The organism is Rhizobium johnstonii 3841 (genome assembly GCF_000009265.1).
GTDB classification, from domain to species: domain Bacteria; phylum Pseudomonadota; class Alphaproteobacteria; order Rhizobiales; family Rhizobiaceae; genus Rhizobium; species Rhizobium acaciae.
On the sequence record NC_008379.1, the window covers coordinates 270561 to 296905 of the forward strand.

General features: G+C 63.0%; 26 protein-coding genes. 16 read left to right on the forward strand and 10 right to left on the reverse strand.

Annotated elements, in window-relative coordinates:
- The first annotated feature begins 29 nt into the window (after window positions 1-29).
- From RL_RS27075 to RL_RS27100, 6 genes are read left to right on the forward strand one after another with little or no spacing between them, the layout of a single operon-like run.
- The gene (locus RL_RS27075) at window positions 30-1640 is read left to right on the forward strand and encodes an ABC transporter substrate-binding protein (protein ID WP_011649766.1); all 1611 of its coding nucleotides are present in this window, start codon (window positions 30-32) and stop codon (window positions 1638-1640) included.
- Between the two features lie 40 nt (window positions 1641-1680).
- Window positions 1681-2670, forward strand: coding sequence for an ABC transporter permease (locus RL_RS27080; protein ID WP_011649767.1), 990 nt, complete (start codon window positions 1681-1683; stop codon window positions 2668-2670).
- A complete protein-coding gene (locus RL_RS27085) occupies window positions 2667-3500 on the forward strand; it encodes an ABC transporter permease (protein ID WP_011649768.1) in 834 nt (277 codons plus the stop codon). Before RL_RS27080 ends, RL_RS27085 begins: the two co-directional genes overlap by 4 nt.
- On the forward strand, window positions 3497-4291 hold the full coding sequence (locus RL_RS27090) for an ABC transporter ATP-binding protein (protein WP_011649769.1): 795 nt from the start codon (window positions 3497-3499) through the stop codon (window positions 4289-4291). The genes RL_RS27085 and RL_RS27090 overlap by 4 nt, the downstream gene beginning before the upstream one ends.
- Window positions 4288-5067, forward strand: coding sequence for an ABC transporter ATP-binding protein (locus tag RL_RS27095; RefSeq protein ID WP_011649770.1), 780 nt, complete (start codon window positions 4288-4290; stop codon window positions 5065-5067). The genes RL_RS27090 and RL_RS27095 overlap by 4 nt, the downstream gene beginning before the upstream one ends.
- An 11-nt stretch (window positions 5068-5078) precedes the next feature.
- Entirely contained in the window at window positions 5079-6173 is a 1095-nt protein-coding gene (locus tag RL_RS27100) for an aminotransferase class V-fold PLP-dependent enzyme (RefSeq protein WP_041936786.1), read from the forward strand.
- A gap of 60 nt (window positions 6174-6233) precedes the next feature.
- On the opposite strand, the gene RL_RS27105 is transcribed toward RL_RS27100, so the two are convergent.
- Window positions 6234-7637, reverse strand: coding sequence for a vanillate/3-O-methylgallate O-demethylase (locus RL_RS27105; RefSeq protein ID WP_011649772.1), 1404 nt, complete (start codon window positions 7635-7637; stop codon window positions 6234-6236).
- A gap of 52 nt (window positions 7638-7689) precedes the next feature.
- Window positions 7690-8565: a methylenetetrahydrofolate reductase gene (locus RL_RS27110; RefSeq protein WP_011649773.1), complete on the reverse strand. Its 876-nt coding sequence runs from the start codon at window positions 8563-8565 to the stop codon at window positions 7690-7692.
- Between the two features lie 288 nt (window positions 8566-8853).
- On the opposite strand from RL_RS27110, the gene RL_RS27115 reads away from it, so the two are divergent.
- From RL_RS27115 to RL_RS27145, 7 genes are all read left to right on the forward strand, one after another.
- On the forward strand, window positions 8854-9618 hold the full coding sequence (locus tag RL_RS27115) for a GntR family transcriptional regulator (RefSeq protein ID WP_011649774.1): 765 nt from the start codon (window positions 8854-8856) through the stop codon (window positions 9616-9618).
- Window positions 9619-9732: 114 nt separating this feature from the next.
- Window positions 9733-10911, forward strand: a complete 1179-nt coding sequence (locus tag RL_RS27120) for an ABC transporter substrate-binding protein (RefSeq protein ID WP_003549244.1) — start codon at window positions 9733-9735, stop codon at window positions 10909-10911.
- A gap of 63 nt (window positions 10912-10974) precedes the next feature.
- Window positions 10975-11835, forward strand: coding sequence for a branched-chain amino acid ABC transporter permease (locus RL_RS27125; RefSeq protein WP_011649775.1), 861 nt, complete (start codon window positions 10975-10977; stop codon window positions 11833-11835).
- The gene (locus tag RL_RS27130; RefSeq protein WP_011649776.1) at window positions 11832-12878 is read left to right on the forward strand and encodes a branched-chain amino acid ABC transporter permease; all 1047 of its coding nucleotides are present in this window, start codon (window positions 11832-11834) and stop codon (window positions 12876-12878) included. The genes RL_RS27125 and RL_RS27130 overlap by 4 nt, the downstream gene beginning before the upstream one ends.
- Window positions 12875-13624, forward strand: coding sequence for an ABC transporter ATP-binding protein (locus RL_RS27135; RefSeq protein WP_011649777.1), 750 nt, complete (start codon window positions 12875-12877; stop codon window positions 13622-13624). Before RL_RS27130 ends, RL_RS27135 begins: the two co-directional genes overlap by 4 nt.
- Entirely contained in the window at window positions 13621-14343 is a 723-nt protein-coding gene (locus RL_RS27140) for an ABC transporter ATP-binding protein (protein ID WP_011649778.1), read from the forward strand. The genes RL_RS27135 and RL_RS27140 overlap by 4 nt, the downstream gene beginning before the upstream one ends.
- Before the next feature lie 202 nt (window positions 14344-14545).
- A complete protein-coding gene (locus RL_RS27145) occupies window positions 14546-15403 on the forward strand; it encodes a glycerophosphodiester phosphodiesterase (RefSeq protein ID WP_173364457.1) in 858 nt (285 codons plus the stop codon).
- Here the strand turns inward: RL_RS27145 and RL_RS27150 are convergent.
- From RL_RS27150 to RL_RS27180, 7 genes are read right to left on the reverse strand one after another with little or no spacing between them, the layout of a single operon-like run.
- Complete coding sequence (locus tag RL_RS27150; protein ID WP_011649780.1) at window positions 15400-16224, reverse strand: inositol monophosphatase family protein; 825 nt, start codon at window positions 16222-16224, stop codon at window positions 15400-15402. The genes RL_RS27145 and RL_RS27150 overlap by 4 nt on opposite strands.
- Complete coding sequence (locus RL_RS27155; protein ID WP_011649781.1) at window positions 16224-17228, reverse strand: LacI family DNA-binding transcriptional regulator; 1005 nt, start codon at window positions 17226-17228, stop codon at window positions 16224-16226. The genes RL_RS27150 and RL_RS27155 overlap by 1 nt, the downstream gene beginning before the upstream one ends.
- Window positions 17212-17991: a glycerophosphodiester phosphodiesterase gene (locus RL_RS27160; protein WP_011649782.1), complete on the reverse strand. Its 780-nt coding sequence runs from the start codon at window positions 17989-17991 to the stop codon at window positions 17212-17214. Before RL_RS27160 ends, RL_RS27155 begins: the two co-directional genes overlap by 17 nt.
- The gene (locus RL_RS27165) at window positions 17991-19046 is read right to left on the reverse strand and encodes an ABC transporter ATP-binding protein (RefSeq protein WP_011649783.1); all 1056 of its coding nucleotides are present in this window, start codon (window positions 19044-19046) and stop codon (window positions 17991-17993) included. The genes RL_RS27160 and RL_RS27165 overlap by 1 nt, the downstream gene beginning before the upstream one ends.
- A complete protein-coding gene (locus tag RL_RS27170; protein WP_003549234.1) occupies window positions 19046-19888 on the reverse strand; it encodes a carbohydrate ABC transporter permease in 843 nt (280 codons plus the stop codon). The genes RL_RS27165 and RL_RS27170 overlap by 1 nt, the downstream gene beginning before the upstream one ends.
- A gap of 2 nt (window positions 19889-19890) precedes the next feature.
- Window positions 19891-21192, reverse strand: coding sequence for an ABC transporter permease subunit (locus tag RL_RS27175; protein WP_011649785.1), 1302 nt, complete (start codon window positions 21190-21192; stop codon window positions 19891-19893).
- Window positions 21193-21251: 59 nt separating this feature from the next.
- Complete coding sequence (locus RL_RS27180; RefSeq protein ID WP_011649786.1) at window positions 21252-22598, reverse strand: extracellular solute-binding protein; 1347 nt, start codon at window positions 22596-22598, stop codon at window positions 21252-21254.
- 247 nt (window positions 22599-22845) lie between these two features.
- On the opposite strand from RL_RS27180, the gene RL_RS27185 reads away from it, so the two are divergent.
- Complete coding sequence (locus RL_RS27185) at window positions 22846-23304, forward strand: YbaK/EbsC family protein (RefSeq protein WP_011649787.1); 459 nt, start codon at window positions 22846-22848, stop codon at window positions 23302-23304.
- Window positions 23305-23388: 84 nt separating this feature from the next.
- Entirely contained in the window at window positions 23389-24384 is a 996-nt protein-coding gene (locus tag RL_RS27190; RefSeq protein WP_011649788.1) for a Tim44 domain-containing protein, read from the forward strand.
- 27 nt (window positions 24385-24411) lie between these two features.
- Here RL_RS27190 and RL_RS27195 read toward each other — a convergent pair whose 3' ends face one another.
- Entirely contained in the window at window positions 24412-25443 is a 1032-nt protein-coding gene (locus RL_RS27195; RefSeq protein ID WP_041936792.1) for a hydroxyacid dehydrogenase, read from the reverse strand.
- A 277-nt stretch (window positions 25444-25720) separates the two neighbouring features.
- Between RL_RS27195 and RL_RS27200 the strand changes: the two genes are divergently transcribed.
- Window positions 25721-26326, forward strand: a complete 606-nt coding sequence (locus tag RL_RS27200; RefSeq protein WP_011649790.1) for a HupE/UreJ family protein — start codon at window positions 25721-25723, stop codon at window positions 26324-26326.
- Window positions 26327-26345 lie beyond the last annotated feature (19 nt).

Here is a 26345-nt window from a genome sequence, read left to right on the forward strand (position 1 = left end):
GGCGAATTGTTCACCGACCAGGAGGGGTCATGACCGTACCATCTATCTCCAGGCGCACGCTGATGAAGGGCACTGCCCTGCTGCTTGCCTCGACGGCGCTCGCCCGGCAGGCGCTCGCGCAGACCGCGTCCGGCGGCGGCCGGCTGATCGTTGCGGCCGATTCCGAGCCGAAGAACCTCAACCCTGCCATCGTCGCCTCGAACGGCGTCTTCTTCGTCGCCAGCAAGGTGATCGAGCCGCTTGCCGAAGCGTCGTTCGACGGCAAGGACGGGCTTTCACCGCGCCTCGCCACCTCCTGGGAGGGCTCGGATGACGGCCTCTCGGTCACCTTCAAACTGCGCGACGGCGTCACCTGGCACGACGGCAAGCCGTTCACCTCGGTCGATGTGGCCTTCTCAGCGCTCAACATTTGGAAGCCGCTGCAGAATCTCGGCCGCCTGGTTTTCGCCAATCTCGAAGCCGTCGATACGCCCGACGATTACACCGCCATCTTCCGCTTCTCCAAGCCGACGCCGTTCCAACTGATCCGCAACGCCCTGCCTGTAGTGACCAGCGTCGTTGCCAAGCACATTTTCGACGGCACTGACATCGCCACCAATCCGGCCAACAACACGCTCGTCGGCACAGGGCCCTTCAAGTTCGCCGAACACAAGCCCGGCGAATATTACCGGCTGACGCGCAATGAGAATTACTGGGACAAGGAGCAGCCGAAACTCGACGAGATCATCTTCCGCGTGCTGCCCGATCGCGAGTCGGCGGGTGCAGCACTCGAAGCAGACGAAATCCAGCTTGCCGCCTTTTCGGCCGTGCCGCTCGCCGATCTCGACCGCATCTCGAAAGTCGCCGGCATCAAGGTGATCTCGAAGGGCTACGAGGCCCTGACCTATCAGCTCGTCGTCGAGATCAATCATCGCCGCAAGGAACTGGCCGATCTCAGGGTACGCCAGGCGATCGCCCAGGCGATCGACAAGAAATTCGTGGTCGACACGATCTTCCTCGGTTATGCCGCCGCCTCGACCGGCCCGGTGCCGAAGAATGCGCCGCAGTTCTACACGCCTGATGTCGCCGCCTATGACTTCAACCCGGCGGCGGCCAACGACATCCTCGACAAGGCAGGATACAGCCAAGGCCCGGACGGCAACCGCTTTACGCTGAAGCTCCGCCCCGCGCCCTATTTCAACGAGACCCGCCAGTTCGGCGACTACCTTCGTCAGGCCCTCGCCGTCATCGGTATCAATGCCGAAATCGTCAATGTCGATGCGGCCGCGCATCAAAAGGCAGTCTATACCGACCACGACTTCGACCTCGCCGTCGGCCCGCCGGTCTTCCGTGGCGATCCGGCGATCTCCACCACCATTCTCGTCCAGTCCGGCACGCCAGCCGGCGTGCCCTTCTCCAACCAAGGCGGCTACGTCAATCCGGAGCTCGACAAGATCATCAAGCAGGCCTCGGAGACTGTCGACACGGCGGCGCGCACCGATCTCTACCGCAAGTTCCAGCAGCTCGTCGTCGCCGATCTGCCGCTGATCAACGTTGCGGAATGGGGTTTCATCACCGTCGCGCGCGACAGCGTGCTCAACGTCGCGGAAAATCCGCGCTGGGCCGTCTCGAACTGGGGCGATACGGCGCTGCAATCGTGATAGGATCGGCGGCAATTCTCTTCCAGAGGCCCTGTCCGGCGTGAGACGTGCAATCATCCTCCTGAGGCGCAGGGCGATCAGCAGCATTCCAGTGCTGCTGATCGTGGTGATCTTCACCTTTTTCCTGCTTGAATCCGCCTCGGGCGATGCTGTCGACGCCTATCTCGGCTCGATCGGCGGCGGCGATGCCACACTTAGGCAGTCGCTGCGCGAGAGCTACGGCCTCGACCAATCGATGTTCGCGCGCCTCTGGCTCTATCTTTCCTCACTCGCACGCTTCGATCTCGGCTGGTCGGTCGCCTTCGGCCGGCCGGTCGGTGCGCTCATTGCCGAACGCCTGCCCAATACGCTGCTGCTGATGGGCAGTGCGACGGCGCTGTCCTTCGGCCTCGGCTCGGCGCTCGGCATCCTTGCCGGGGCGCGGCCGGGCGGTCTGCGGGATCGGCTGCTGTCGATCGGCTCGCTGATCGTCTATGCCATTCCGAGCTTCTGGCTCGGCCTGGTGCTGAGCATCGCCTTTTCGGTGAAGCTACGCTGGTTTCCGATCGCCGGCGTCGAGACGATCGCTTCCGGCAAGACAGGATTTTCGCGCGCGCTCGATATCACCGATCATCTGGTTCTGCCGGTCGGCGCGCTGGCGCTGATCTATCTCGCCTTGTTCCTGCGGGTGATGCGCAGCAGCATGGCCGAGGCCTGGAAGCTTGATTTCGTGCTCTTCGCCCGGGCCAAGGGTCTGTCGCGGAGCCGGATCGTGCTGCGCCATGTCGCGCGCAACGCGCTGCTGCCGCTCGTCACCATGCTCGGGCTGCAATCGGCGGCCATGCTCGGCGGCAGCGTGGTGATCGAGAGCATCTTTGCAATCCCGGGCTTCGGGCGGCTGGCGCAGGAGGCGGTCAACGGCCGTGACGCGCCGTTGTTGATGGGCATCATCGTCACCAGCGCCGTCCTGGTCATCTCGGTCAATTTCCTCGTCGATCTCGTCTATGCCGCACTCGACCCGCGCATCGGCGCATCGGAGGGCGGCGCATGAGCTGGCTGTGGCGGCTGCTGCGCAAGCCGGAAGGTGCGGCAGGATTTGCGATCCTTCTCGTCCTGCTTGTGGCCGGGCTGCTCGCTCCCGTTATTTCGCCGGGCGATCCGCTGAAAATTGCCGGCCGCGCCCTGCTGGGGCCGTTCACCGATCCGGGTTTTCCGCTCGGCACCGACCGTCTCGGCCGCGACGTGCTGGCGGGCCTACTCTATGGTGCCAGAACCTCGCTTGCCGTTGGCCTGGCGGCGGCGTTTGCGGCCATGGTGCTTGGGCTCTGCGTCGGCCTTGCGGCCGGTTTTGCCGGCGGGCTCGTCGACGAGGCGCTGATGCGCGTGGTCGACGCCTTCCAGATCATGCCGGCTTTCCTGCTCGCCCTCGCTTTCGTCAGCACCATCGGCGTCTCGACGCCGGTTGTCGTCCTTGCCATCGCACTCGGCACCTGGGCCGATCCGGCGCGGTTGACGAGAGCGCAGGTGCTTGCGATCCGCGAGCAGGATTATGTCGCCTCAGCAAGGGTGATCGGCATGCATCCGGCCGAGATCGCCTTCCGGGAAATCCTGCCAAATGCATTGCCGCCGGTGCTGGCGCTTTCGGCCACCATCGTCGCCGGTGCGATCCTCACCGAGGCAGCGCTTTCCTTCCTGGGTCTCGGCAATCCCAATATTGCCACCTGGGGTTCGATGATCGCAGAGGGCCGCAGCGTGTTGCGTTCGGCATCCTATCTCTCGGTCATACCGGGTGCGGCACTCGCCGTGACCGTGCTCGGCGTCCATCTCTTCAGCGAGGGTCTGGGCAAGGCGCTTGGCGACAACGGCGTGAGGGCGGCATGAGCGGGATTTTTTTGAGCCTGCGACAGCTTTCGGTCACCTATGGGCGCGGCAGCAGCGGTGCAGCCGCGCTCGACCATATCGATCTTGATATCGCCTCCGGCGAAAGGCTGGCGATCATCGGCGAAAGCGGCTCCGGCAAGAGCACGCTTGCCCGCGCGCTTGCCGGTCTGCTGCCGGAGGGGACGAAGGTCGGCGGCGAGATACTTTGGCCCGGCCTTGGCCATCCGCCCCGCCCAGGCCGCGATTTCGGCTTCGTCTTCCAGGATCCGGGCTCCAGCCTCAATCCCGTTTTGACGATCGGCGAGCAGATCGCCGAGGGCGTCAGGCGCCATCTCGGCCTCAGCTGGAAACAGGCCTATGCCAGGGCCGAGGAATTGCTTGAGCGGGTACGGATACCGCAGCCTGATAAGGCGATGCGGGCCTTTCCGCATCAGCTCTCCGGCGGCCAGCGCCAACGCGTGGCGATTGCGGCGGCCATTGCCGCGAGACCTGCGCTGCTGATCGCCGACGAGGCGACCAGCGCGCTCGACGTCGTAGTCCAGGCCGAGATCGTCCGCCTGCTCGACGGGCTGGTGCGCGAGGACGGCATGACGCTGCTCTTCATCACCCACGACATCGCGCTGGCCTCCGGCTTCGTCGATCGCATCGCCGTTTTCCGCAATGCGAGGCTGGTCGAGGCAGGTCCCGTCCGTTCGGTGCTTTCGGCGCCGAAAAGCGACTATACCGCCGCCCTGATCGCCAGCCATCGCGACCTCGCGACGCCGCCGCTGATCGAAGAGTTGGCGTCATGAACGACGGGCTGCTTTCCATCGAAAACCTGTCGAAGGGGTTTTCCTCCTCCGGCCGTCGGGTCGCCGCCCTCGACAATGTGTCGCTGACCATCGCGGCCGGGGAAACGCTCGGCCTCGTCGGCGCCTCCGGCAGTGGAAAATCGACGCTATCGCGCATCCTGCTGCGGCTTGTTGCTGCCGATGCCGGCTCGATTCGCTTCGAGGGAGAGGATTGGCTCGCGCTGAACGGCGCGCCTTTGCGCCGCCGGCGGGCACGTATGCAGATGGTGTTTCAGGATCCGCTCGCCGCCTTCAATCCGTTGGCGAGCGTTGGTGCAGTGCTCGACGATCCGCTTCGCATCCACGGCGTCGCAAAAGACCGGCGCCCCGGGGAGATCGTCGAGCTCCTGGAGCGTGTCGGTCTCACCGCAGATCATGCCGGCCGTCCGGTGCGGGCACTCTCCGGCGGCCAGCGGCAGCGTGTGGCGATTGCGCGAGCGATTGCGACACGGCCCTCGTTGCTGGTGCTCGATGAGGCGGTCTCGGCGCTCGATGTGACCGTGCGCGGCAGGATCCTGGAGCTTCTGGTCGACCTGCAGAAAGAACAGGGCATTGCCTGTCTGTTCATTTCGCACGATCTTGCCGTGGTCCGCGCCGTTTCCCACCGCATTGCCGTCATGGATGGCGGGCGGATCGTCGAGGTCGGCCCGGCAGCGGCGGTCGTTGCCGCGCCGCAATCGGAGGCCGCCCGCGCACTCGTTGCCGCAGTCCCCCGTCTCGTGACCGATCCTTGCTGAAGGAACTATCCATGTCCGATCTTGGTTGGAATCCCCTGCATGGCGTGCCCTCCTATCCCGCGGAGCGCTACGCCGTCCTTGCCGACAGGATCGGCGGTATCCTGCGCAGCCGCAACGACATAGTGCTGATGCAGGCAGAAGCGGTGGTGGCGCTGGAGGCGGCGGCGGTCAGCCTTGCGCGCCCCGGCCTTTCAGCGCTCAACATCATCACCAGCACCTATGGCGGCTGGTTCGGGCAATGGCTGCGGCGGGGTGGCGCGACGGTCAGGGATATCGTCGCCGAGCCGGGCCTGCCGATCGAGATCGAAGCCGTTGCAAAAGCGCTCGATGCCGGTCCTCACATCGATGTGCTGGCGCTGGTTCATGCCGAATCCGCAAGCGGCAGTCTCAACCCCCTGCCGGAGATATTGGCGCTTGCCCGGGCTCGCGGCGTCGTCACCGTCGTCGATGCGGTCGCCTCGGTCGGTGGCCACCGGCTCGATGTCGACGATCTCGGCATCGACATCGCAGTGATCGGTCCGCAGAAAGCGCTCGGCGGACCGGCCGGCGTGTCGGCGCTCTCGGTCAGCGGCCGCGCCTGGCATCTCATTCTCAGAGATGGCGCACCGCGCGATTCGATCTTGTCGTTGGCGGATCAGAAGTCATGGGTCGATGGCGGCCGACGTGGCCTGCCGGGAACACCGGCGCCCCTGGAATTCTTCGCGCTGGAGAAGGCGCTCGACCGCATCGAGGCTGAAGGCCTGGAGAATGTCGTCGCCCGCCATGCTCTGGCGGCATCGGCGACACGGGCAGGGCTTGCCGCACTCGGAGCCCCGGCCTGGGTACCGGCAGCAAAGGCTTCGAACCTGGTGACGGCGGTGCCGGTGCCGAAGGCACTGGCGCCTGCCGCGCTGATCGCAGCCGCCGGACAGCTAGGGGTCGAGCTGACCGAAGGCGTCGGAACCGCGCCAGCCCGCCTCATGCGGCTGAACCATACTGGGCCGCGCGCTGCATTCCAGACGGTGCTCTCGAATGTCGTGGCGTATGGTGCGGCCCTCAGGCAGGCTGGCCATCCCTCGGACATAGCAGCCGCTTCGGAGGCGATATCCGCAGCCTACCGCTCCTGAGAGAATGCTCTCAGGAGCGGGAAAGCAGCATCGACGAATCCGCTTTCAGGGCGCCCTTGCTTACGCCGTCTGCCGGGTGCGCCAGCTGTCGGCATAGGCTTCGCGCGCATCGCGAGCATAAGGAACCGGCGCGACCTTGACGCGGATCTCAAGCTGCCTGTGACGTTCGACGGTGGTTTTGCGGGTCCCGCCGTCCGGCTCGCCCCATACGAGGGTCAGCACGTCGCCCACCTCTACATCAGGCTCGACGGTCCCGAGCGAAAGCATGGTGCGTTCGTTGTGGCTGTAGCCTGAGAACATCGACAAGCCGATCGTCCTGCCGTTCTTCACTACCATGTCGTAGTTGGACGAAGCATAGTTCGATAGCGGCAGATCGATATACTTGTAGTTATCGGCGGAGGGGTCGAACAGCGACTGGAAGACTTTGGCGACATCGTCCTGGTTCCAGGCAAATGTCACCTTCCTGCGATGCGGCTTATCGGCAATCTTTTCGAGCGCCGCGCGGCCGATGAAATCGTGATCGAACTTGACGAACGGGCCATAGCCGAGTTCGTACGGGGTCAGATAATAGTCCTCGATATTGTCGGAGACGAAGCTGCCGCCGATCGAGCCGGTCGCTTCATAGCTGTCGGCGCCCAGCCATTCGCGGAAGGGTTTCATGCGTTCGTCGGTATACACCGCCGGCAGCGGCGATGGAATCCAGCCGGATTCCAGCGTGTTGGTCGCATAGGCACGAGCACCGACCTGGCGCAGGCCGAATTCTTCGCCCGCTTCCAGGATGACGTTGCGGATCTCGTCACCTTCTTCATAGGGTCCGAAAATCTCGAGGCCGGGCGCGCCTGACATGCCGTGGCGCAGCGTGCGCACGCGGCGCCCGCCGATGTTCATCGTATCCATGTTGAAGAACTTGACGTCGGCGAGTGGTCCGCCGTTGACCTTTTCGAGGATCTTCCAGGCGTTCGGTCCCTGTATCTGGTAGCGGTACCGCCGGCGCACGACCGGTTTGCCGCCGGGGCGCGATGGTGACCGGTCGTCGCGGTCGAGCTTCACGTCGTAGCCGCTGGTCTGCCCGTGGAACTCTACCCAGTTGATCGTCGGTGCGCGGCCGACGATGAGATACTGGCTTTCGGCCAGATGGAAGAGAATGACATCGCCGATGACATGGCCGCTATGGCTAACCGGCACGAATTGCTTGGCGCGATTGACCGGGAAATTGGCAAAGCTGTTGATGCCGAGATGCGAGATGAGCTTCAGCGCATCCGGCCCTTCGATCATCAGTTCGGCCATATGGTGCGACTGGTCGAAGAGCACGGCGGTTTCGCGCCAGGCGCGCTGCTCGTCGCGCCAGTTGCTGAATTCCGGCGGTACGACAGGATAGATATAGGCGCCGATCTGCGAATTGCGGAGCATATCCACCGTGTTGCCGGTGGCATTCAGCTTCTGCTCGAGGCTCTGTTTCGTCATGATATTCCTCCCATTGAAAAGATGCTTGTCGAGGCCTTGCAGCCGGTTTCAGTCAGCGATCCACCTGCTGCTCTGCCCAGCGGATCGATTGGGCCGGATCGCCGAAGGTGAAGAAATGCACGCCGCTGATGCCGAGATCCGGTTCGGTGGCCTGTGCTGCGGCAATCTCCATCAGCAACTCTTCCGGTGTTTCGCCCGAAAGTACGTTGCGGGCGATCTCGCTTCTTTCGCGCAGCGCCCGCAAGGATGCGCCGACGCCGCAGCGAAGCGCGTATTTGAGAAGCTTTGTGCGGCTGGCCGGCCCGGCGATGCCGACGCTCAGCGGCGCCGTCACGCCCCGTTCGCGAAGCCGCCTTGCAAAGTTCAGGAGCGGTTTCGGATCGAACAGGAACTGGCTCACCAATAACACATCGAGCCCCGCAAGTGCAGCCGCATCGATCTTTGCCGTCAGTGCCGCATCGAGGATGGCGCCGGCGATCCGGGGATGCCCTTCCGGGTAACAGGCGATGGCGATCCGGTCGATGCCATATGCCTGAAAGAGCCCTGTTTCGATCAGTTCCAGGCTGGAGCCGAAGGCTCCGGCGGCATCGTCGCGATCACCGCCGAGGACGAGCGCATGGCGGACGCCGGCCTCCTCAGAAAGCCGGGCAAGCATGGTGTCGAGTTCCAGGCGGTTTCGGATGTTGCGGGCGACGATGTGGGGAATCGGCACGAAACCGGCATCTCTCAGCCCCGCCGCGGCCCTTACCAGAAGGCCGATGTCCTCCTTCGGAAGATGGGCGATGAAGACCTCGCAACCCTGCTGCAGGGTGGCCGTCATGCTCTCCAGCGACTGGAGGTCCCGCGACGTCACCTCGATGGAATAATGCGAGAGAAGATCGGCAAGCAGCGCCTCCTCCCGGCTCTCGCTTTGCGGCGCAATCATCATAAGCCTCTCTCCTCACCCTGTGGGATTTATGTGTGTCCAGGCTGTATACAATGATAGGCCGAAATTTGTGCCGCCATCAAGTGACATAACGAATATCGCGAAAAAATACCAAAATGTAGTCATATCGATAACCATATTGATATGAAATGATGTGGCATTGATCATGTAATAATCACTTGACAGGCGTTGGTATACACGTCGTACTCTTTTCGGAAAGGAATGGGGAATATCGTCCGCGACACGTGAAGGCCCAAGCGCCCGAATAGGCCGCGGACCGCAAATTTCGGGATGGAACGGGAGATGGTTGCGGAAAAGAGAACCGTGGATCGCAAGCGCGACAGCCAGGCCTTGAAAGGCCTTCTTGGCGTGCGTGATCTCGTGCTCGGCGGCGGAGTCTCGCCGGGCGAACGTCTTTCGGAAGTCTGGCTCGCCGAAAAGCTCGGCATTTCGCGCACACCGCTGCGCGCTGCGCTTGCGCGTCTCGAACAGGAGGGCCTGCTCGAGCAGATCCCCTCCGGCGGTTACGCCGTGCGCGGTTTCACCACCGCGGATGTTTTCGACGCCATCGAGCTGCGTGGTGTGCTTGAGGGCACCGCGGCGCGTCTCGCCGCCGAACGCGGTGTCACGCCAGCCAAGCTCAAGGCGATCAAGGGTCTGATCCTCGAGCTCGACAAATGCTTTCGCGATCGGCCGGAGGACATGCTGTTTGACCAGTATGTCGAGCTCAATGCGGAATTTCATTCCATGCTCGCCGGTCTTGCGGGCAGCGAGATGATGCGGCGCGAGGTGGAACGGGCGACGCAACTGCCCTTTGCCTCGCCGAGCGCTTTTCTGGAAAAGCAGGAGGACGTGCTCGCCTTCCGCCTGTCGCTCGTGCATGCGCAGCGTCAGCACCGCGACATCGTTTCGGCGATCGAGATGCGTGAAGGCACCCGCGCCGAGGCGCTGGCGCGGGAACATGCGCGCCTTGCGCGGCACAATCTGGAATTCGTCATGGAAGAGGATCGCAGCCTGATCACCCGCGTTCCGGGATTGACACTGATATCGACGTGAGACGCGGCCGGCGATCGAGGGCGAGGAGGCCCCCGGCTGACCGACGAGAATGCCGATTGGAGAAAGAGGAGGCCGGCGGATCGCGCAGATCGCCGGTAAAAGGAGGAGAAAGCCGTGATTGCCAGAAGAAGTCTGATCGCCCTGTCCGCGGGGCTTGTCATGTCGGCCGGCCTTGGCCTGCCGTCCTATGCCGAGGATACATTCAAGGTAGGTCTCATCCTGCCGATGACCGGCCCCTTCGCATCGACCGGCCGCCAGGTGGAGGCCGGCGCCAAAGCCTATATCGCTGCGCATGGCGACACCGTCGCCGGCAAGAAGATCGAACTCGTGGTGCGCGACGATGCCGGCACAGCCGACCAGACCCGCCGTATCGCCCAGGAACTGATCGTCAACGACAAGGTCAATACGCTTGCCGGCTTCGGACTGACGCCGCTGGCGCTTTCCGTCGCGCCCGTGATCACGCAGGCCAAGGTGCCCGCCGTCGTCATGGCCGCCGCTACCTCGTCGATCACCCAGGCATCGGAATATTTCATTCGCACCAGCGGCACCCTGCCGCAATATTCGGTGCCGGTCGCGCGCTGGGCGCATGAAAACAATATCAAGAAGGTCGTAACCCTGGTGACCGATTACGGCCCGGGCATCGATGCGGAAACCTGGTTCACCAAGGAGTTCAAGGCAAAGGGCGGTGAGGTCGTCGAGGCCGTGCGTATTCCTCTGCAGAATCCGGATTTCGCGCCTTTCCTGCAGCGTGTGCGCGACGCCAAGCCGGATGCGGTCTTCGTGTTCCTGCCATCCGGCGTCGGCTCGCTGTTCATGAAGCAGTTCGTCGACCGCGGCCTTGCCGAAGCGGGCATCAAGCTGATCGGAACCGGTGACATTACCGACGACGACATCCTGAACGGCATGGGCAAGCCTGCGCTGGGCACCATCACGGCGCATTTCTACGCGGCTGCACACGACAGCCCTGAGAACGCCGAATTCGTCAAGGCCTTCAAGGCCGCCAACAACAATATGCGCCCGAACTTTATGGCGATGGGTGGTTATGATGGCATGCATGCCATCTATGCCGCGCTCGAAGCCACCAAGGGCGATGCGGACGGTGCGGCGCTGATCAAGGCGATGAAGGGCCTTGCCTGGACGAGCCCGCGCGGACCGATCTCCATCGATCCGCAGACCCGCGATATCATCCAGAATATCTATATGCGCGAAGTCAAGGACGTGAACGGCGAACTGCAGAACGTCGAATTTGCGACCTACAAGGATGTGAAGGACCCGGTCAAGGCCGGTCAGTAAGCTTTACGATAAGATGCGGCGGAGCCAGCTCCGCCGCTTTGCTCCTGGAAAGTCGGGTTTGTCATGCTGACTATTCTGTTCGACGGCATCGCTTATGGAATGCTGCTGTTCATTCTCGCCTGCGGATTGACCATCACGCTTGGATTGATGAATTTCATCAACCTCGCCCATGGCGCTTTCGCCATGGCGGGCGGCTACATCACTGTCGTCCTGATGAACAGCTATGGCGTTTCCTTCTATTGGTGTTTGCCGATCGCCTTCCTCGCAGTCGCGCTTGCCGGCCTGGTTCTGGAGCGCCTGCTCTACCGGCATCTCTATTCCAAGCCGCATCTCGATCAGGTGCTGTTTTCCGTCGGCCTGGTCTTCATGTCGATTGCCGGCGCTTATTATTTCATGGGCGGCCAGCAGCAGATGATCCAGCTGCCGCAGGAGCTCTCCGGCCGCTGGGATTTCTACGGCGTCGGCATCGGCCGCTACCGGCTCTTCATCATCGTTGTCTGCATCCTTCTGACGATCACGCTGCAGTTCCTGCTGACGAAAACCCGTTTCGGCAGCCAGCTGCGTGCCGCTGTCGATGACGGAAGGGTCGCCCGCGGGCTCGGCATCAATGTCTCGGCGGTCTTCGCGCTGACCTTCGCCGTAGGCTCGGGCCTTGCCGGCCTCGGCGGCGCGATGGGCACCGAGATTCTCGGGCTCGATCCGAATTTTCCGCTGAAATTCATGATCTACTTCCTGATCGTGGTGACCGTCGGCGGCACGTCCTCGATAACTGGGCCATTTCTTGCCGCCCTCCTGCTCGGCGTCGCCGATGTCGCGGGCAAATATTACGTGCCGCAGATTGGCGCCTTCGTCATCTACGGCGTCATGGTCGCCGTGCTTCTCCTGCGTCCGCACGGGCTGTTCTCGCGGGAGGGTGGCCGATGAGCGACGCGCGCAACGAGGCGAGAAAACGCGCCATCGAACAGCTTCGCCGCGGCAATGCCTGGCGGCTCTATGAGATCGTCCTCTGGATTGCGGCGGTCGTTGCCATCTTCGTGCTGCCTTCGAAGATGCTGCTGCTCACCGAAATCGCCATCACCGCGCTATTTGCCTTATCCCTCGATCTGGTGCTCGGCTACGCCGGCATCGTTTCGCTCGGTCACGCCGCCTTCTTCGGCCTCGGCGCCTATGCTGCAGGTCTCTTTGCCAAATATGCCATCGCCGAACCCGTCACCGGCCTCTTTGCCGCAGCCGCGGTCTCCGGCCTTGCCGGCTTCGGGGCGAGCTTCCTCGTCCTTCGAGGCTCGGATCTCACGCGGCTGATGACGACGCTCGGCATCGCCTTGATGCTCGCCGAGCTCGCCAACCAGATGGCATGGGTGACGGGCGGGGCGGATGGCCTCAGCGGCGTCACCATCGGGCCGATCCTCGGCCTTTTCGAGTTCGACCTCTGGGGCCGCACCGGCTATGTCTACAGCCTCGCCGCACTCTTCGTCCTGACATTTGTCGCACGGCATCTGGTGAACTCCTCCTTCGGCCTGTCGCTGAGGGCGATCAAGGCCAATCCGATGCGCGCCGCGATGGTCGCCATTCCGGCGAGGAACCGGATCATCGTCATCTATACGATCGCCGCCGCCTATGCCGGCATTGCCGGCGCATTGCTGACGCATACGACGAGTTTCGTTTCGCCCGATGTCCTCGCCTTCCATCGCTCGGCGGATGTGCTTCTGGTTCTGGTCATCGGCGGTGTCGGTTATCTCTATGGCGGCATCATCGGCGCGGTCATCTTTACCGTGCTGCGCGACTGGCTCTCGGTCTCCACGCCGCAATACTGGATGTTCTGGATCGGCCTGATCCTGATCGCCATTGTGCTCGTTGGCCGCGAGCGCATCGCCCGCTGGCACACATTTCTGCCGGCCTCGCTGCAGGCCGGCATCAAGCGGCTGGCGACATGGCGGCCTGGCGTGAAACTGAAAGAAAGCCGATGACCGTCGCGCTTGAAACCCGCAATCTCGTCAAGCGTTTCGGCGGCTTCACTGCCACCAACGATGTCTCGCTGACGGTTGAAAGCGGCGCACGCCACGCGCTGATCGGCCCGAACGGCGCCGGCAAGACCACACTGATCAATCTGCTGACCGGGGTATTGAAGCCGACCTCCGGACAGGTGATCGTCGACGGCGAGGATATCACCAGCCTTTCCTCGCACAGGCGCGTGCGGCGCGGTATCGCACGCACGTTCCAGATTAACCAGCTCTTTTCGGGCTTTACGCCGCTGGAATCGGTTCTGCTGGCGATCAATGAGCGGGACGGTTTTGGCCGCTCCGCCTGGCGCCCGCTGGCGGCCCATCTGGATGCGACCGATGAGGCGGTGGACCTGCTGGAGCGTTTCGGCCTTTCCGGGGTCATGGGCGAGAAGACCGGCCGGATTGCCTATGGCAAGCAGCGGCTTCTTGAAATCGCGCTTGCCTTTGCGAGCCGGCCGCGGGTGCTGCTGCTCGACGAGCCGGCGGCTGGTGTCGCCGAAGAAGAGCGCAGCGAGGTCCTTGCCATCGTCCGCAGCCTGCCCGCCGAGGTGACGGTGGTGCTCATCGAACATGATATGGATCTCGTCTTCTCCTTTGCCGACCGCATTTCGGTTCTGGTCGCAGGCGTGGTGATGGTCGAGGGGACGGTCGGCGAGATCGCCGCCGATCCGCGCGTCAAGGCGGTCTATCTCGGGGAGGACGCGACATGACGGCGCTTTTGCGGATCGACAGACTCGTTTCCGGCTACGGCGAGGCCCGGGTTCTCGGCGGTGTGAGTTTCGAGCTCGATGAAGGTCGGTCCCTGTCGCTGCTCGGCCGCAATGGTGCGGGCAAGACGACGCTGGTCGACACGATCGTCGGCGTCACCACCCATCATTCCGGAACGATCAGCTTTGCCGGTGTCGATCTGACGCGCACGCGGCCGGAACGGCGAGCCGCCGCCGGCATCGGCTGGGTGCCGCAGGAGCGCAACATCTTCAGGTCGCTCACCGTCGAGGAGAACCTGACGGCGATCGCCCGCCCCGGCCCATGGTCGGTCGAGCGCGTCTATTCGATGTTCCCGCGGTTGAAGGAGCGGCGCTTCAATCGCGGCAACCAGCTTTCGGGCGGCGAGCAGCAGATGCTGGCGCTCGGACGGGCGTTGATGCTCAATCCGAGGCTGCTGCTGCTCGACGAGCCGCTCGAAGGACTGGCGCCGATCATCGTCGACGAACTGCTGGCCGCACTCCGGAAGATCATCGACGGCGAAGGCATGTCGGCGATCATCATCGAGCAGAAGGCGCGCAAGATCCTGCCGCTGACCGATCGCACCGTGGTTCTGGAGCGTGGCCTTGTCAGCTACGCCGGCGAGAGCGCGCCCTTGCTGGCCGACAGCGAGATATTCGACAGGTATCTGGCGCTCGGCGACCATAAGGCCGCTACTGCCTAATTCCTTAAATCGGAACCGATTTGAGGCTAAAATTATGCAGCAATTCAAAGTGTTACAATGTCCTTTGCGCGTCTGGAAAGACGCGCGGCGCTGTAGCCCGGCCTGACGAAAACTTTCCGGCACCCCGATGAAAGCCGTATTCGGCCCTTGATAATCACGGCTCGTCAAGGCAGGAAAGTGGCATCGCGGAGACTTGGTGCAGATGACGAGATTGCTGGATGCGCAGGGGCTGGAGATTTCGCATGAGGGGCATCGCACCCGCCTGAAATGGCACCGGTTGCGCAAGCAGTTTGCCGATCCGCTGTTCTCAGCCGAAGTGATGGCGGAGGGCTTTGCGGCGGGCGCCTCGATGGAGCTCGATCTGCGCGTGCGCGCCGACGGCGGTTTCGTCGTGCTGCACGACAAGGAACTCGAAGGCGAGACGACAGGACATGGAGCGGTCGCCGAAAAGAGCGGCAGTGACCTCAGCGATATCAGGATGCAAGAGGGCGACCGGCCGCTGATCCTCAGCGAGGACCTGGCCGCTATGATGCAATCGACGCATCCAGCCGCCTTGCTGCAATTCGACATGAAGGACGGCTACGAAGCGATCGGCGCCAGGGGCGTCGCGCATCTGGCCGCGCATTTCCGCGATATCGCCGCCTCGGTGATCGTCAGCGGCGACAGTCTCGACCTCATCGTCGCGGTCAAGGAGAAGCTTCCCCATCTCCTGCGCGGCATCGATCCGACCAACAAGCTCTACGATATCAGGATGGCCAACGGCTGGAAGGCGGTCGAGACGGAACTGCGCGCTGACCTCAGCGGCCCGACCGAACCGGACACGATTTATCTGCACTGGCCGCTGATCCTTGATGCCGCCAATGCGGGGCTGGATATGATCGCGCTCTGCCGGGACGAAGGCAAACGCGTCGACGCCTGGACTTTCACTCTGAAGGATCCGGAGGCTGGCTTCAGCGAGGCCGAATGGCGCAACTTCTCGGCGCTGATGGCCCTGAAGCCGGATCAGATCACCACCGACGAGGCGCCGGCGACCGAACGCGCCTGGCATCAACGCATCTAAATAGCGACCGGCGCCAATCCCTCGATGTCGAGGATGAAGGCGAATTCGCCGGCAAGCCCCGGCGAATGGGCGATGACAGGCCCGCCTTGCGCAAGCAGCTTGTCGACCGGCGGCATCGCCACCATCGCGCCGGCCTCTTCGGCGATCAGCGCGCCGGCAAGCATGTCCCAGGCATTGAGGTGGCGTTCGTAATAGAGATCGGCAGCACCCTCGGCGACGCGGACGAGGTCGATTGCGGCAGCGCCCATACGGCGATAATCCATGCCGCGTTCGTGGAGCCGCCGCGAGAGCGCGAGATGGTCGTCGAAGCTCGTCTTGCGGGAATGGCCGAGAATGACAAGCGCATTGACTGGATCGACGGTCGCAGCCGCATGCACCGGAAGCCCGTCCTTGAAGGCGCCGCTGCCGCGGACGGCGTGAAAGACTTTGTCTCCGGCGGCGTCGTAGACCACGCCGATCTCCACCTTGCCGCCGACGACGAAGGCGATCGAGACACCCCAGTGCCGGAAGCCTCTGATATAGTTGGTCGTGCCGTCGATCGGATCGACGACCCAGGTGCCGCCCTCGCCCGACCGTCCGCCGCTTTCTTCGCCCATGAAGGTGTCATCCGGAAAGCGCGAGAGCAGGCCGTCGCGGATCGCCTGCTCGGCCCTCCTGTCGGCGATGGTGACGAAATCCTGCAATCCCTTGTTCTCGACGGCAAGCGAGCCGGGGTCAGAGTCGTGCCGAAACCGGGCCGTTTCCCGTCCGACTTCGAGGGCAACGGTGATCGCGGCCTCCGCCCGTGCGCGGATGGCGTCGGCGTCGAAAGCGGCATTCATCAGGCAGTCCTTCTTCTGATCAGTGTCACCGGTGTGAATTCGACACGCGCCGTCAGGTCCGGCTCGACTATACGGCTCATCAGCAGGTCGACCGTCTTTTCGGCCTGGACGTCGCAGGGTTGGCGGATGGTCGTGAGATCGTAGGCGGTCCAGCTCGCCTGAGGAATGTCGTCATGGCCGATGATGGAGAGCGGTGGCGCATCATCGCGGCCGCGGCCCTGCATGACGCGGTCGATGACGCCGCAGGCCATGTAGTCGTTGGCGCAAAACAGCCCGTCTATGCCGGATGCGGCAAGTTCGGCTGCCGCATCATAGCCGCTCCGGTAGTCGTTGATCCTGACCTGCAGGAACTGCGCCTCGACGCCGAGCTGCTTGCAGCGTGCGATGAAGGCCTCGCTGCGCCGCCGCGCCGTATAGGATATGGCAGGAGCGGCCATCACGGCGGGCTTTCGCACGCCGCTGTCGATCAGGTGGGTGGCAGCGAGATGGCCGGCCATGCGATCATCGGAGATGATGCGGTCGACGAAGGGAATGTCATTGCCCTTGTTGATCAGCACGATCGGCACGCCCTCGGCGGCGCATTGCTCGCAAATCTCGGTCGGCGGCGCGTCCGAGGTGACGATGACACCCGAGACGGCGTAGTGCAGCAGCTGGCCGATGACCGTCGAGGTATCGGCCTCCGGCGAGGTCGGGAGCAGGATGGGGCGGAAATTGCGGGCAAGCAGCACCCTTGCCAGATTGTCGATCTGCAGCGTGCGGAACGGATTGTCGAGGCCAGCGGCGACGAGGCCGACGAGATCGGAGCGTTTGTTGGTGAGGCTTCGGGCAAGATAATTCACCCGGTAGCCGAGTTCCTTGGCGGCCTGATAGACCTTCTCGCGCGTCTTCGGCGAGACACTGGCATCCGGCGTGAAGGCGCGCGACACGGCCGCGCGCGAGACGCCGGCCACACGCGCCACGTCGAAGGAGGTTACCTTGCGCGGTCCCTTATCCTTGTCTGCCAACTGCTTTTTCCTTGACCGCCGATGGCCGCATCAGATCGGGCAGATCCGTGCAGATGCCGAGAACCGGAAGCTTCATGAGGTCATCGAGAATGGCCGGCCGTTCCTCGTGCCAGAGCACGATCTCGCGGCCCGCATCGAAGGCGCGGTGCATCAGCGCGTCGGTCACCAGATCCTGCGGACGTTCGCCTGCCCTCTCCCAGCACAGATGCAGGATATCGGCGCCGGCCTCGTCGCCGAGCGCGTGCGGATCGTGGCCGACCCGGATCAGCACCGAAAGCGGAAAATCGCAGGCCGCGTCGCTAAGTTCGCGCACCTGCGCCGTATCGAAGGAGCCGAGACAGGCGAAACGCTGATTCATCTTGGCAAGGTGCTGCCAGCAGCGCATGCCGGTCCCAGGTGCCTTCAGCTCGACATAGAGACCGGTCCCGGTCTCGCGGCCGAGCGCGGCCACCTCCGAAAAACTCGGCACGTCGACGCCGTCGAGGCCGGCGAGCTCTGCCGCCGTCATTTCGGAAATGCGGCGGTCGATGCCGAAGACGCGCTCGAGATGGTCGTCATGCGAGACGACGACCACGCCGTCCTTGGTCAGCTGCGTGTCGAGCTCCCACATTTCCGCACCGAGTTCGGTGGCGCGGCGGAAGGCGGCGATCGTGTTCTCGCGTTCATGGCCGCTGGCGCCGCGATGGCCGATGCAGAAGGGAAGCCGGCCCTTGCCCGATGGCCAGCCGTAACGTCCGAAAAATGCCGAGAAATCGCGGGCCATCAGAGCCTCCTGCCATTTTCGTCGAAGATGAACACGCCGCGGCTGTCGATCGCCCAGCGGACCTCGTCGCCCACATGGATATCGCTGCGCACCGGCTGGATCGAGCGCAGCAGCGGTCCGCCGGCAAGAGCCACGTCGTAGAGGTTCTCGCGACCCTGCGTTTCGGCAAATGTCACCTTGCCCGGCACGGCGATGTCGCCTGCCGGCGTAAAATGCTCCGGCCGGACGCCGAGCATCAGCTTCGTGCCGTCGGCGGCACCGACAGAATCCGGCAGCGGCACGCGGATCTCGCTTTGCGGGATGATGAAGGCGCCCTTGTCCACGACGCCGCGCAGGAAGGTGATCGGCGGATTGCCGAGAAAGCCGGCGACGAAGGCGGTCTTCGGATCATTGTACATTTCGGCCGGCGTGGCGATCTGGACGATCTCGCCTTCCTTCATGATGGCGATGCGGTCGCACATGCTCATCGCCTCGACCTGGTCGTGGGTGACGAGAATGGCGGTGATGCCGGTTTCGCGTTGCAGGCGGCGGATTTCCGATCGCATTTCGAGGCGCAGTTTGGCGTCGAGATTGGCGAGCGGCTCGTCGAGCAGCAGCACATCGGGCTTGCGGATCAGCGCGCGGGCCAGGGCCACGCGCTGCTGCTGGCCGCCGGAAAGCTCGGCCGGCCTGCGGCCCATCAGGTTGCCGATCTGAACGAGGGCGGCGATGCGGTCGACTTCCTTGCGGATTTCGGCGGCCGGCATGCCTTTCACCTTCAGCGGAAAGCCGATGTTCTCGGTAACCGTCATGTGCGGATAGAGCGCATAGGACTGGAAAACGACGCCGACATTGCGGGCCTGGCTCGGCAGGTCGGTGACGTCGCGGTCGCCGAAGAGGATGCGCCCGCCGCTCGGCCGGTGGATGCCGCAGACGGAAAACAGCGTCGTCGATTTGCCGCAGCCGGAAGGGCCGAGCAGCGCCAGCATCTCGCCGTTGCCGACTTCGAGCGTCATGTTCTCGATGACCTTGGTGGAGCCGAAGCTCTTCGAAAAATTGTCGAGGAGGATGCGCATCAGCCTTTGCTCCCGCCGCCATAGATGTTCATGAGATATTTGTTGAAGAGCGCGTAAACGATCAGCACCGGAACGAGGTAGAAGACGCCGACCGCTTTGAACATGTTGAAATCATAGTTGTTGTCGTCGGCGAGGAAGGCCGCGAGATAGACCGAAAGCACCTGCACCTGGTTACCAGGCGCCAGCACCTGCGGCAGAATGAACTCGCCCCAGCCGGAGAGGAAAGAGAAGAGGCCGAGCGCCATGATCCCGGGCTTGACCTGCGGCAAGACGAGGCTGCGCCAGACCCGGAAGCGCGAGGCGCCGTCGACGACACCGGCCATTTCGATTTCCCACGGCACCGTGTCGTAGAAGCCCTTCATCAGCCAGATGCCGAGCGGCAGGTCGATCGCCGCCTTCACCAGGATGACGCCGATCAGCGAATTGTAGAGGCCGATCATCTGCAGCACGATGAAGATGGCGATGATCAGCGTCACCGACGGGAAGGCATGCAGCACCATGACGCCGGCAAGGAAGAAGCCGCGCGCCGGCACGTTCAGTCGTGACAGAACATAGCCCGCCATCGACGAGACGATAAGCACGAGGCTGGTGGTGCAGGCCGCAAACAGCAGGGTATTCACAGTCACCTGCCAGATGTTCGCCTTGCCCTCCGTCGTCTGCCAGAGGAATCGCCAGTGACTAAGCGTCAAGCCGGAGGGCAGCAGCGCGTCCGCCTGCTTCACCGTCACGGTGTCGAGGAAGAGATAGACATACATCAGCAGCAGCGGCAGGCTGACGATAGTCAGCGCCGTTATGACAGGCCAGCTGCGGTAATTTGCCGAAGGCTGCGATCGTTCGGCCATGGTCAATCCTCGATCAAGGGCTTGGCGACAAGCGTGCCGTAGTTGAAGACGCGCAGATAGAGGAGCGACAGCATCACGCCGATGACGACGAGCACCAAGGCCATGGCGGCACCCAAGCCGTATTCGAGGTTGCCGGCATAGTTTCTCAGGGCAGTGTGATAGGCCGACAGCGCCCAGACCTCGGTCGCATTGCCCGGTCCGCCATTGGTGGCAAGCAGGATTTCATTGAAGGAGGCAAGCAGCGACAGCGTCTGGTAGCAGGTGACGAAGAGGATCGGCCAGCGCATCTGCGGCAGGATGATGTAGCGGATCTGCTGCCAGCGCGAAGCGCCGTCGACCTCGCTCGCATAGAACTGGCTCTTCGGAATGGCCTTCATCGCCGAGGAAAAGACCAGCATGCCCATCGAGGCGCCGATGAAGCCGTTGATCAGCACGACGAAGAACCAGGCGTTATAGGCGTTGTCGAGAAGATAGTTCTTCGGCGGATAGCCGAACTTGCCCATCAGGATCGAAATGAAGCCGGTGTCCCAGGCGAGCCATTTCCACAACATCACATAGATGACGACAGGGGTGATGCGCGGCAGCAGCCAGATACCACGGAAGATCGAGGCTGGCGTCGGCGGCATGTAATGCGTCCAGATGGCCAGCAGCAGCGCATAACCGACATTGAATAGCATCAGCACCAGCGCGACGTAGAGCACGGTATTCAAGAGCACGCGCGCCATGTCGGGTGAGGTGGTCATGCGCGAGAAATTGTCGGTCGTCCAGACCCAGCCGGTATAAGTGGCCTTGGCGACGGTTTCCTTCTGCTCGGGTGTGAGTTTGAACCCCAGACTGTCCAGCGCAGAAAAGAGCTGTTCCTTGCTGTCGAAACGGGTGTTGAGAACAGAGCGGTTGAACTGTTCGGAAATCTGTTTGACGTCGCGCGTCGAAGGCCGGTCGGCGAGATCCTTGATCATGCGCTCGACGTCGCGGCGCGCCGTGAACACCTCACCTGCATGTTTGGCGCGTAACTCCGTGGCGATCCCAGGCGCAAGCCCGAGAGCCTCGACGGCTTTGAGGCCCGTCTCATCGATCGTGTAGCGCGGTTCGGCCATTTCGGCGGCGATGTCTGGGATTGCCGACTTTAGCGCAATCATGGAGTTGGGTGCGATCTGATAGACACCGCCGGAAATACCGGTCGCCGTCGTCATACTGGTCATCGAAAAGACCGCCGTCAGAACGACCGGCATCAGGAAGAAAAGAACGATCATGATCGCCGCAGGCGCGATCATCACCAGTCCGAGCGTTCTGGACGATTTCATGGAAGCCTCCTCGCGGACCGACCGGGCAGCGTTGCCGCCGCCCGGAAGAGTGCTTCGATTTATCGGATGACGATCTTGTCGCCGAGCGTGCTCTTGAGCTCGCTCTCTGCATCACCGACCGCGGCGTCTACGGTCTTGGCGCCGGTCCAGGATGCCTCGAGGTTCTTCCACATGATGTTCCAATATTTGCCGAAATCGGAATTGTTCGGCATCGCATTGGCATGCGGCAGCAGGCGCTCGGTGGCTTCGCGCGTCCAGCGGTCTGCCGAGTAGAAGTCGACCGTCGATTCCGACTTGGAGATGCCGAGATGGGCCGATTTGACCGCATGCAGCGCGTTGGTGCGCGGCTCGGAAGCGATCTTGACCAGCTGGGCGGCGATCTCGGTGTCTTCCTGGTCGTGACCTGCAGTCAGCAGGTAGACGAGCGGATGGGTCAGCGTGTTGGCCTTGCCGCCCTCACCGGCGGGGATCAGCGTGAAGATCACGTTGCCGAAGAAGTCCTTCAGGCCTTCCTGGTTGACGAGGCGGGCATAGTGCCAGGTGCCGCCGTCCCAGATGCCGGCCTTGCCGGTGGCGACTTCCTTCCACCACTGATCGCCCGGCATGCCGATATGGTTCTTCTTGGTAACACCGGTCTTCACGGCATCGGCGAAGAACTGATAGGTGCGGGTCATCGCGGCCTTGTCGAAAACGAGCTTGCCGCCTTCTTCCATCGTGCCGCCGAAGCTGGTGTAGAACTGCCAGTAATCAGGGCCGTTGCTGGTGCGCGGATAAAAACCGTAGCCGGCCTGGACGAGGCCCTTGTCCTGCATCTTCTTGGCGTCTTCGAGCAGGTTCTTCATGGTGTACTTGCCGTCCTGGACGCTCTGCGGCAGCGCATCCAGATCTGCGTCGCTGTAGCCGATCGCCTTCATGTAAGGCTTCCAGAAGAACATCGGACGGGATTCGGCGTCCTGCGGGATGCCGTAGACGGTGCCGTTATAGGATGCGATCTGCAACAGGTTTTCATAGATGTCGCTGAGCGGCCAAGAGTCGAGATCGACATAATCCTCGATCGGAACGATCAGCCCGGCCTGCGACCAGGGTGCGATGTCTTCATGGCCGCTGACGACGATATTCGGAGCGGTCTTGGCTTCGGCGGCAAGGGTCAGCGCCTGCTTGAAGTCCTCCCAGGCCGAATAGGGCTTCTTCTCGACGGTGATCTTCAGCTCTTCGCCCTTGAGGGCGGCTTCGCGTTGCAGCTGCTGGGCTGCGATCTCGATGGCGTCGAGGCGATAGACGTCGTTCGGGCCGGTACCGCCGGCCCAGACGCTGATGTGAACGTCCTTGGCGAGTGCAATTGCGGAGGTCGAAGCCAGGATCGCGGCTGCGACGGCAAGGGATTTCAGTGTCGGCAAAATGGTCATCTTCTTCGTCTCCCTAGAAGAGCAGTGTGAGGCCTCTTAACGGGTCAGCACTGCTGATGATGACCGCTCCGAAACCCCACGAAAACGTGGCGTATCCCGCTCTAGGGGTTGAACGTAACGGCCGAATGACAAAATTGAGCACGTGTGCAAAATTATTATGACGATGTCCGCACGACTTGCAAGCGGCGGTTTTTGACAGGCGTCTTTTACGCTTCAAATTGCGTATTTCCTGGGCTAGCATCGCGTCATGAGCCTTGAATCCGTCCGCGCCTTCCTCAGCGCCCACGCACCCGATATCGAAATCATCGAAACCGCCGAGAGTTCCTCGACGGTGGCGCTTGCCGCCGAAGCCCATGGCGTCGAGCCGGCCCAGATCGCCAAGACGATCTGTCTGCGTGTCGGCGAGCAGATGATGCTGGTCGTTGCCGGCGGCACGGCACGGCTCGACAATCGCAAGTTCAAGGACACGTTCGGAGGCAAGGGGCGCATGCTCGATGCCGAAGAGGTTGTGGCCGTCACCAGCCATCCGGTCGGCGGCGTCTGCCCCTTCGGCCTGCCTTCGCCGCTGCCTATCTATTGTGACATCTCGCTGAAACGCTTCGATGAAGTCGTGCCGGCCGCCGGCTCGACGAACTCGGCCGTGCGCATCGAAACCGGACGGCTGGCGGAGCTGACCGGCGCCAGCTGGGTCGACGTCTGCCAGTAATGGAGGCGAGGAGCTTCACACGGCGGAAAGAGTCCCTATATTACATCTCGACATGCCGTGATTGCGCATGACAGGAGATCAGGAATGCCGAGTGCCGTTTCGCGTTTTGCCAAGATCGCGGCCATCGCCGCTCTGACGAGCGCTACCGTTTTTGCTTCCCTTGACGATGCCGAGGCGCGCCGCGCCGGCAGCGGCGGTTTCGGCAGCCGCGGCACGCGCACCTTCCAGGCACCGCCTGTCACCAGCACTGCGCCTGGGACCGCAGCACCGATCGAAAGGTCGATGACGCCGCGTTCGCAGACCACGGCACCTGCCACCGCGCAGCAGCCTCTCGGCGCCCAGCGCCCCGGTTTCTTCGGCGGCTTCGGCCGCTCGATGATCGGCGGCCTGATTGCCGGCGGCCTTCTCGGTATGCTGCTCGGTCACGGTTTCGGCGGCGGCTTCGGCTTGCTCGGCATGTTGTTGCAGATCGCGCTCATCGGCGGCGCTGTCATGCTCGCCATGCGTTATTTCGCCAACCGCCGCCAGCCTTCCTACGGCGTCGGAGGCCAGAGCCGGTCCTATAACATGTCGCCCACGAGTAATTCGTCCTTCCAGATCCCGACGATCGGTTCGGGGGGCGGTTTCGGCGGGCAGTCGCGCGGCAATCGGCCGAGCGACGAGATCGGGCTGGCGCAGGCCGATCTCGATCAGTTCGAGGAATTGCTGACCCAAGTGCAGACCGCTTACGGCGCCGAGGATTACGGCACCTTGCGCCGGCTGACGACGCCCGAGGCGATGTCCTATCTCGCCGAGGAGCTTGGCGAAAACGCCACCAACGGTGTGCGCAACAGCGTCTCCGACGTCAAGCTGCTGCAGGGCGATATTGCCGAGGCCTGGCGCGAGGACGGCCAGGAATATGCGACGCTTGCCATGCGTTATTCCTCGATCGACGCGATGGTCGAACGCGACAGCGGCCGCGTCGTTTCCGGCGACGACCGCCGTCCGAGCGAAAGCACCGAGGTTTGGACCTTCGTGCGCAAGTCCGGCGCCGACTGGAAGCTTGCGGCGATCCAGGGTGCCGAGCAGCGCGCCGCCTGAGGCGGCGCGTCACGTCGGCATTCTGTACTAATTCACTTCGACCGGTTTGGAGCGCATGCGGGAAACCGTCTCGCGTTCCGCCCGCTTGCAGCGCATCGGCGGCAGGCCGCGATCCATCAGGTCCATGTCTTCGAGCACCATGTCGCCCATTTTCTTGAAGGCGCTGTCGAGCGCGCCAGCCCTATGCGCCGAGCGGATGAAACCTTTCAGCCTCCGCACCGGATGATCGGGCGGCAGCGGTTCCTCAGGGTATACGTCGCTCGCTGCGACGATATGGCCTGACGAGACCGCCGCCATCAGCGCATCAAAATCGACGACATCGGCGCGGCTGAGCAGGATGAAGGCCGCGCCCCTGCGCATGCGGGCGAACGCCTCGGCACCGAGAAATCTTCTGTTCTCGCTGGTGACGGCGGCGACAACGAAGACGAAATCACTCTTCGTCAGGACGTCCTCCATGCTTGCCGGCTCGACACCGTTTTCCTCAAGGATCGATTGCGGCAGCCAGGGGTCGAATACCCTGATGCGGGCTCTGAAGCCGGAAAGCACCCGGCGCAGCGCCTTGCCGAGATCGCCGAAGCCGACGATGCCGATCTCTGAACCGGCGATCAGCCGCGTATTTGCATTCCCCTCCCCTCCCCAGAGTTCTTTGCCTTGGCGAAACGCGACATCCGCGTCGACGATGCCGCGCGCTAAGGCCAGGGCGAAACCGAGACCGATTTCGGCGACCGGTTCGGCAAAGACCTGCCCCGTCGTCACGACGTGGATACCGCGCTGGAAGAGCACCTCATAAGGCATGTTGTTGAGAAGATTGCTTTCGACGTTGAGGATGGAGCGCAAGGCCGGCATACGTCCCAGGGTTTCCACCGAAAGTGGCGGCTGGCCGATGATGTAACGCGCCTTACCGAGGATTTCGTCGCCGAGACCGGCGATGTTCTCGGGATCGGCCTCGACGATCTCGTATTTGGCGTGCAATTCTGCGCGCGCCTTGTCGCTGAAAATCAGATCGAGCGTGCGCGGCTCGGGCGCGCTGATCGCCAGCGGCCGTTCGGTATTCGTCATGGGCGTCTCCTCCATCGCGGCGGTCTGCACCGTTTCTGCCGGACGATTGATAGCCCCTGTGCGGAGTTGTTTCCAGTGCGATCTTGAGGCGCGGCGCGTCGGGAGAAGCTATCGAAAGCGGCATCTGCCTATCAGATAAGCAGTTGAATTGGCTCGGTATTTCGTGGAGTTTTCGTTGACGGCGCGAATTCTTTGAACTAGCGTGATGCCCGCGACTTGGAACCATGAACGTGTTCGGCGGCCGCGGGATATTCGAAAACTCACGAGGGAATGAGCAATGAAATCAGCACTCAAGAGCGGCCTCCTTGCCTTGGCTGCCGCAGCGCTTCCAGCCGTCGCCTATGCCCATCCCGCCATCGGCGAAGCTGCCGGCTTCAGCCATGGCTTTGCCCATCCGATCTCTGGCCTCGATCATGTTCTTGCCATGGTGATGGTCGGTGTTTTCGCATTTCAGCTCGGCGGCCGCGCCACCTGGCTTGTGCCGACGACCTTCGTTCTGGTGATGGCATTCGGCGGTGCCCTCGGCGCTGCTGGCATCAATGTTCCCTTCGTTGAAACCGGCATCGCGCTTTCCGTCGTCGTCCTCGGCGCCGTCGTCGCGCTTAACGTCAAGGCGCCGCTGGCCGCAGCAGTCGGCCTCGTCGGTCTCTTCGCCATCTTCCACGGTCATGCACATGGCGCCGAAATGCCGGAAAATGCCGCCGGTGTCGCCTATGCCGCCGGCTTCATGATCGCAACCGCACTGCTGCATGTCGCCGGCCTAGCGCTTGGTTACCTCATCGGCCGCGCCGGTGAACGGCAGGGGCGGGGCATATTCGTGACGCGCACGGCCGGCGGCATTGCCGCCATTGCCGGCGTCGGCCTTCTGGCCGGCTTGATTTGAGCCTGACGGCAGTTCTGAG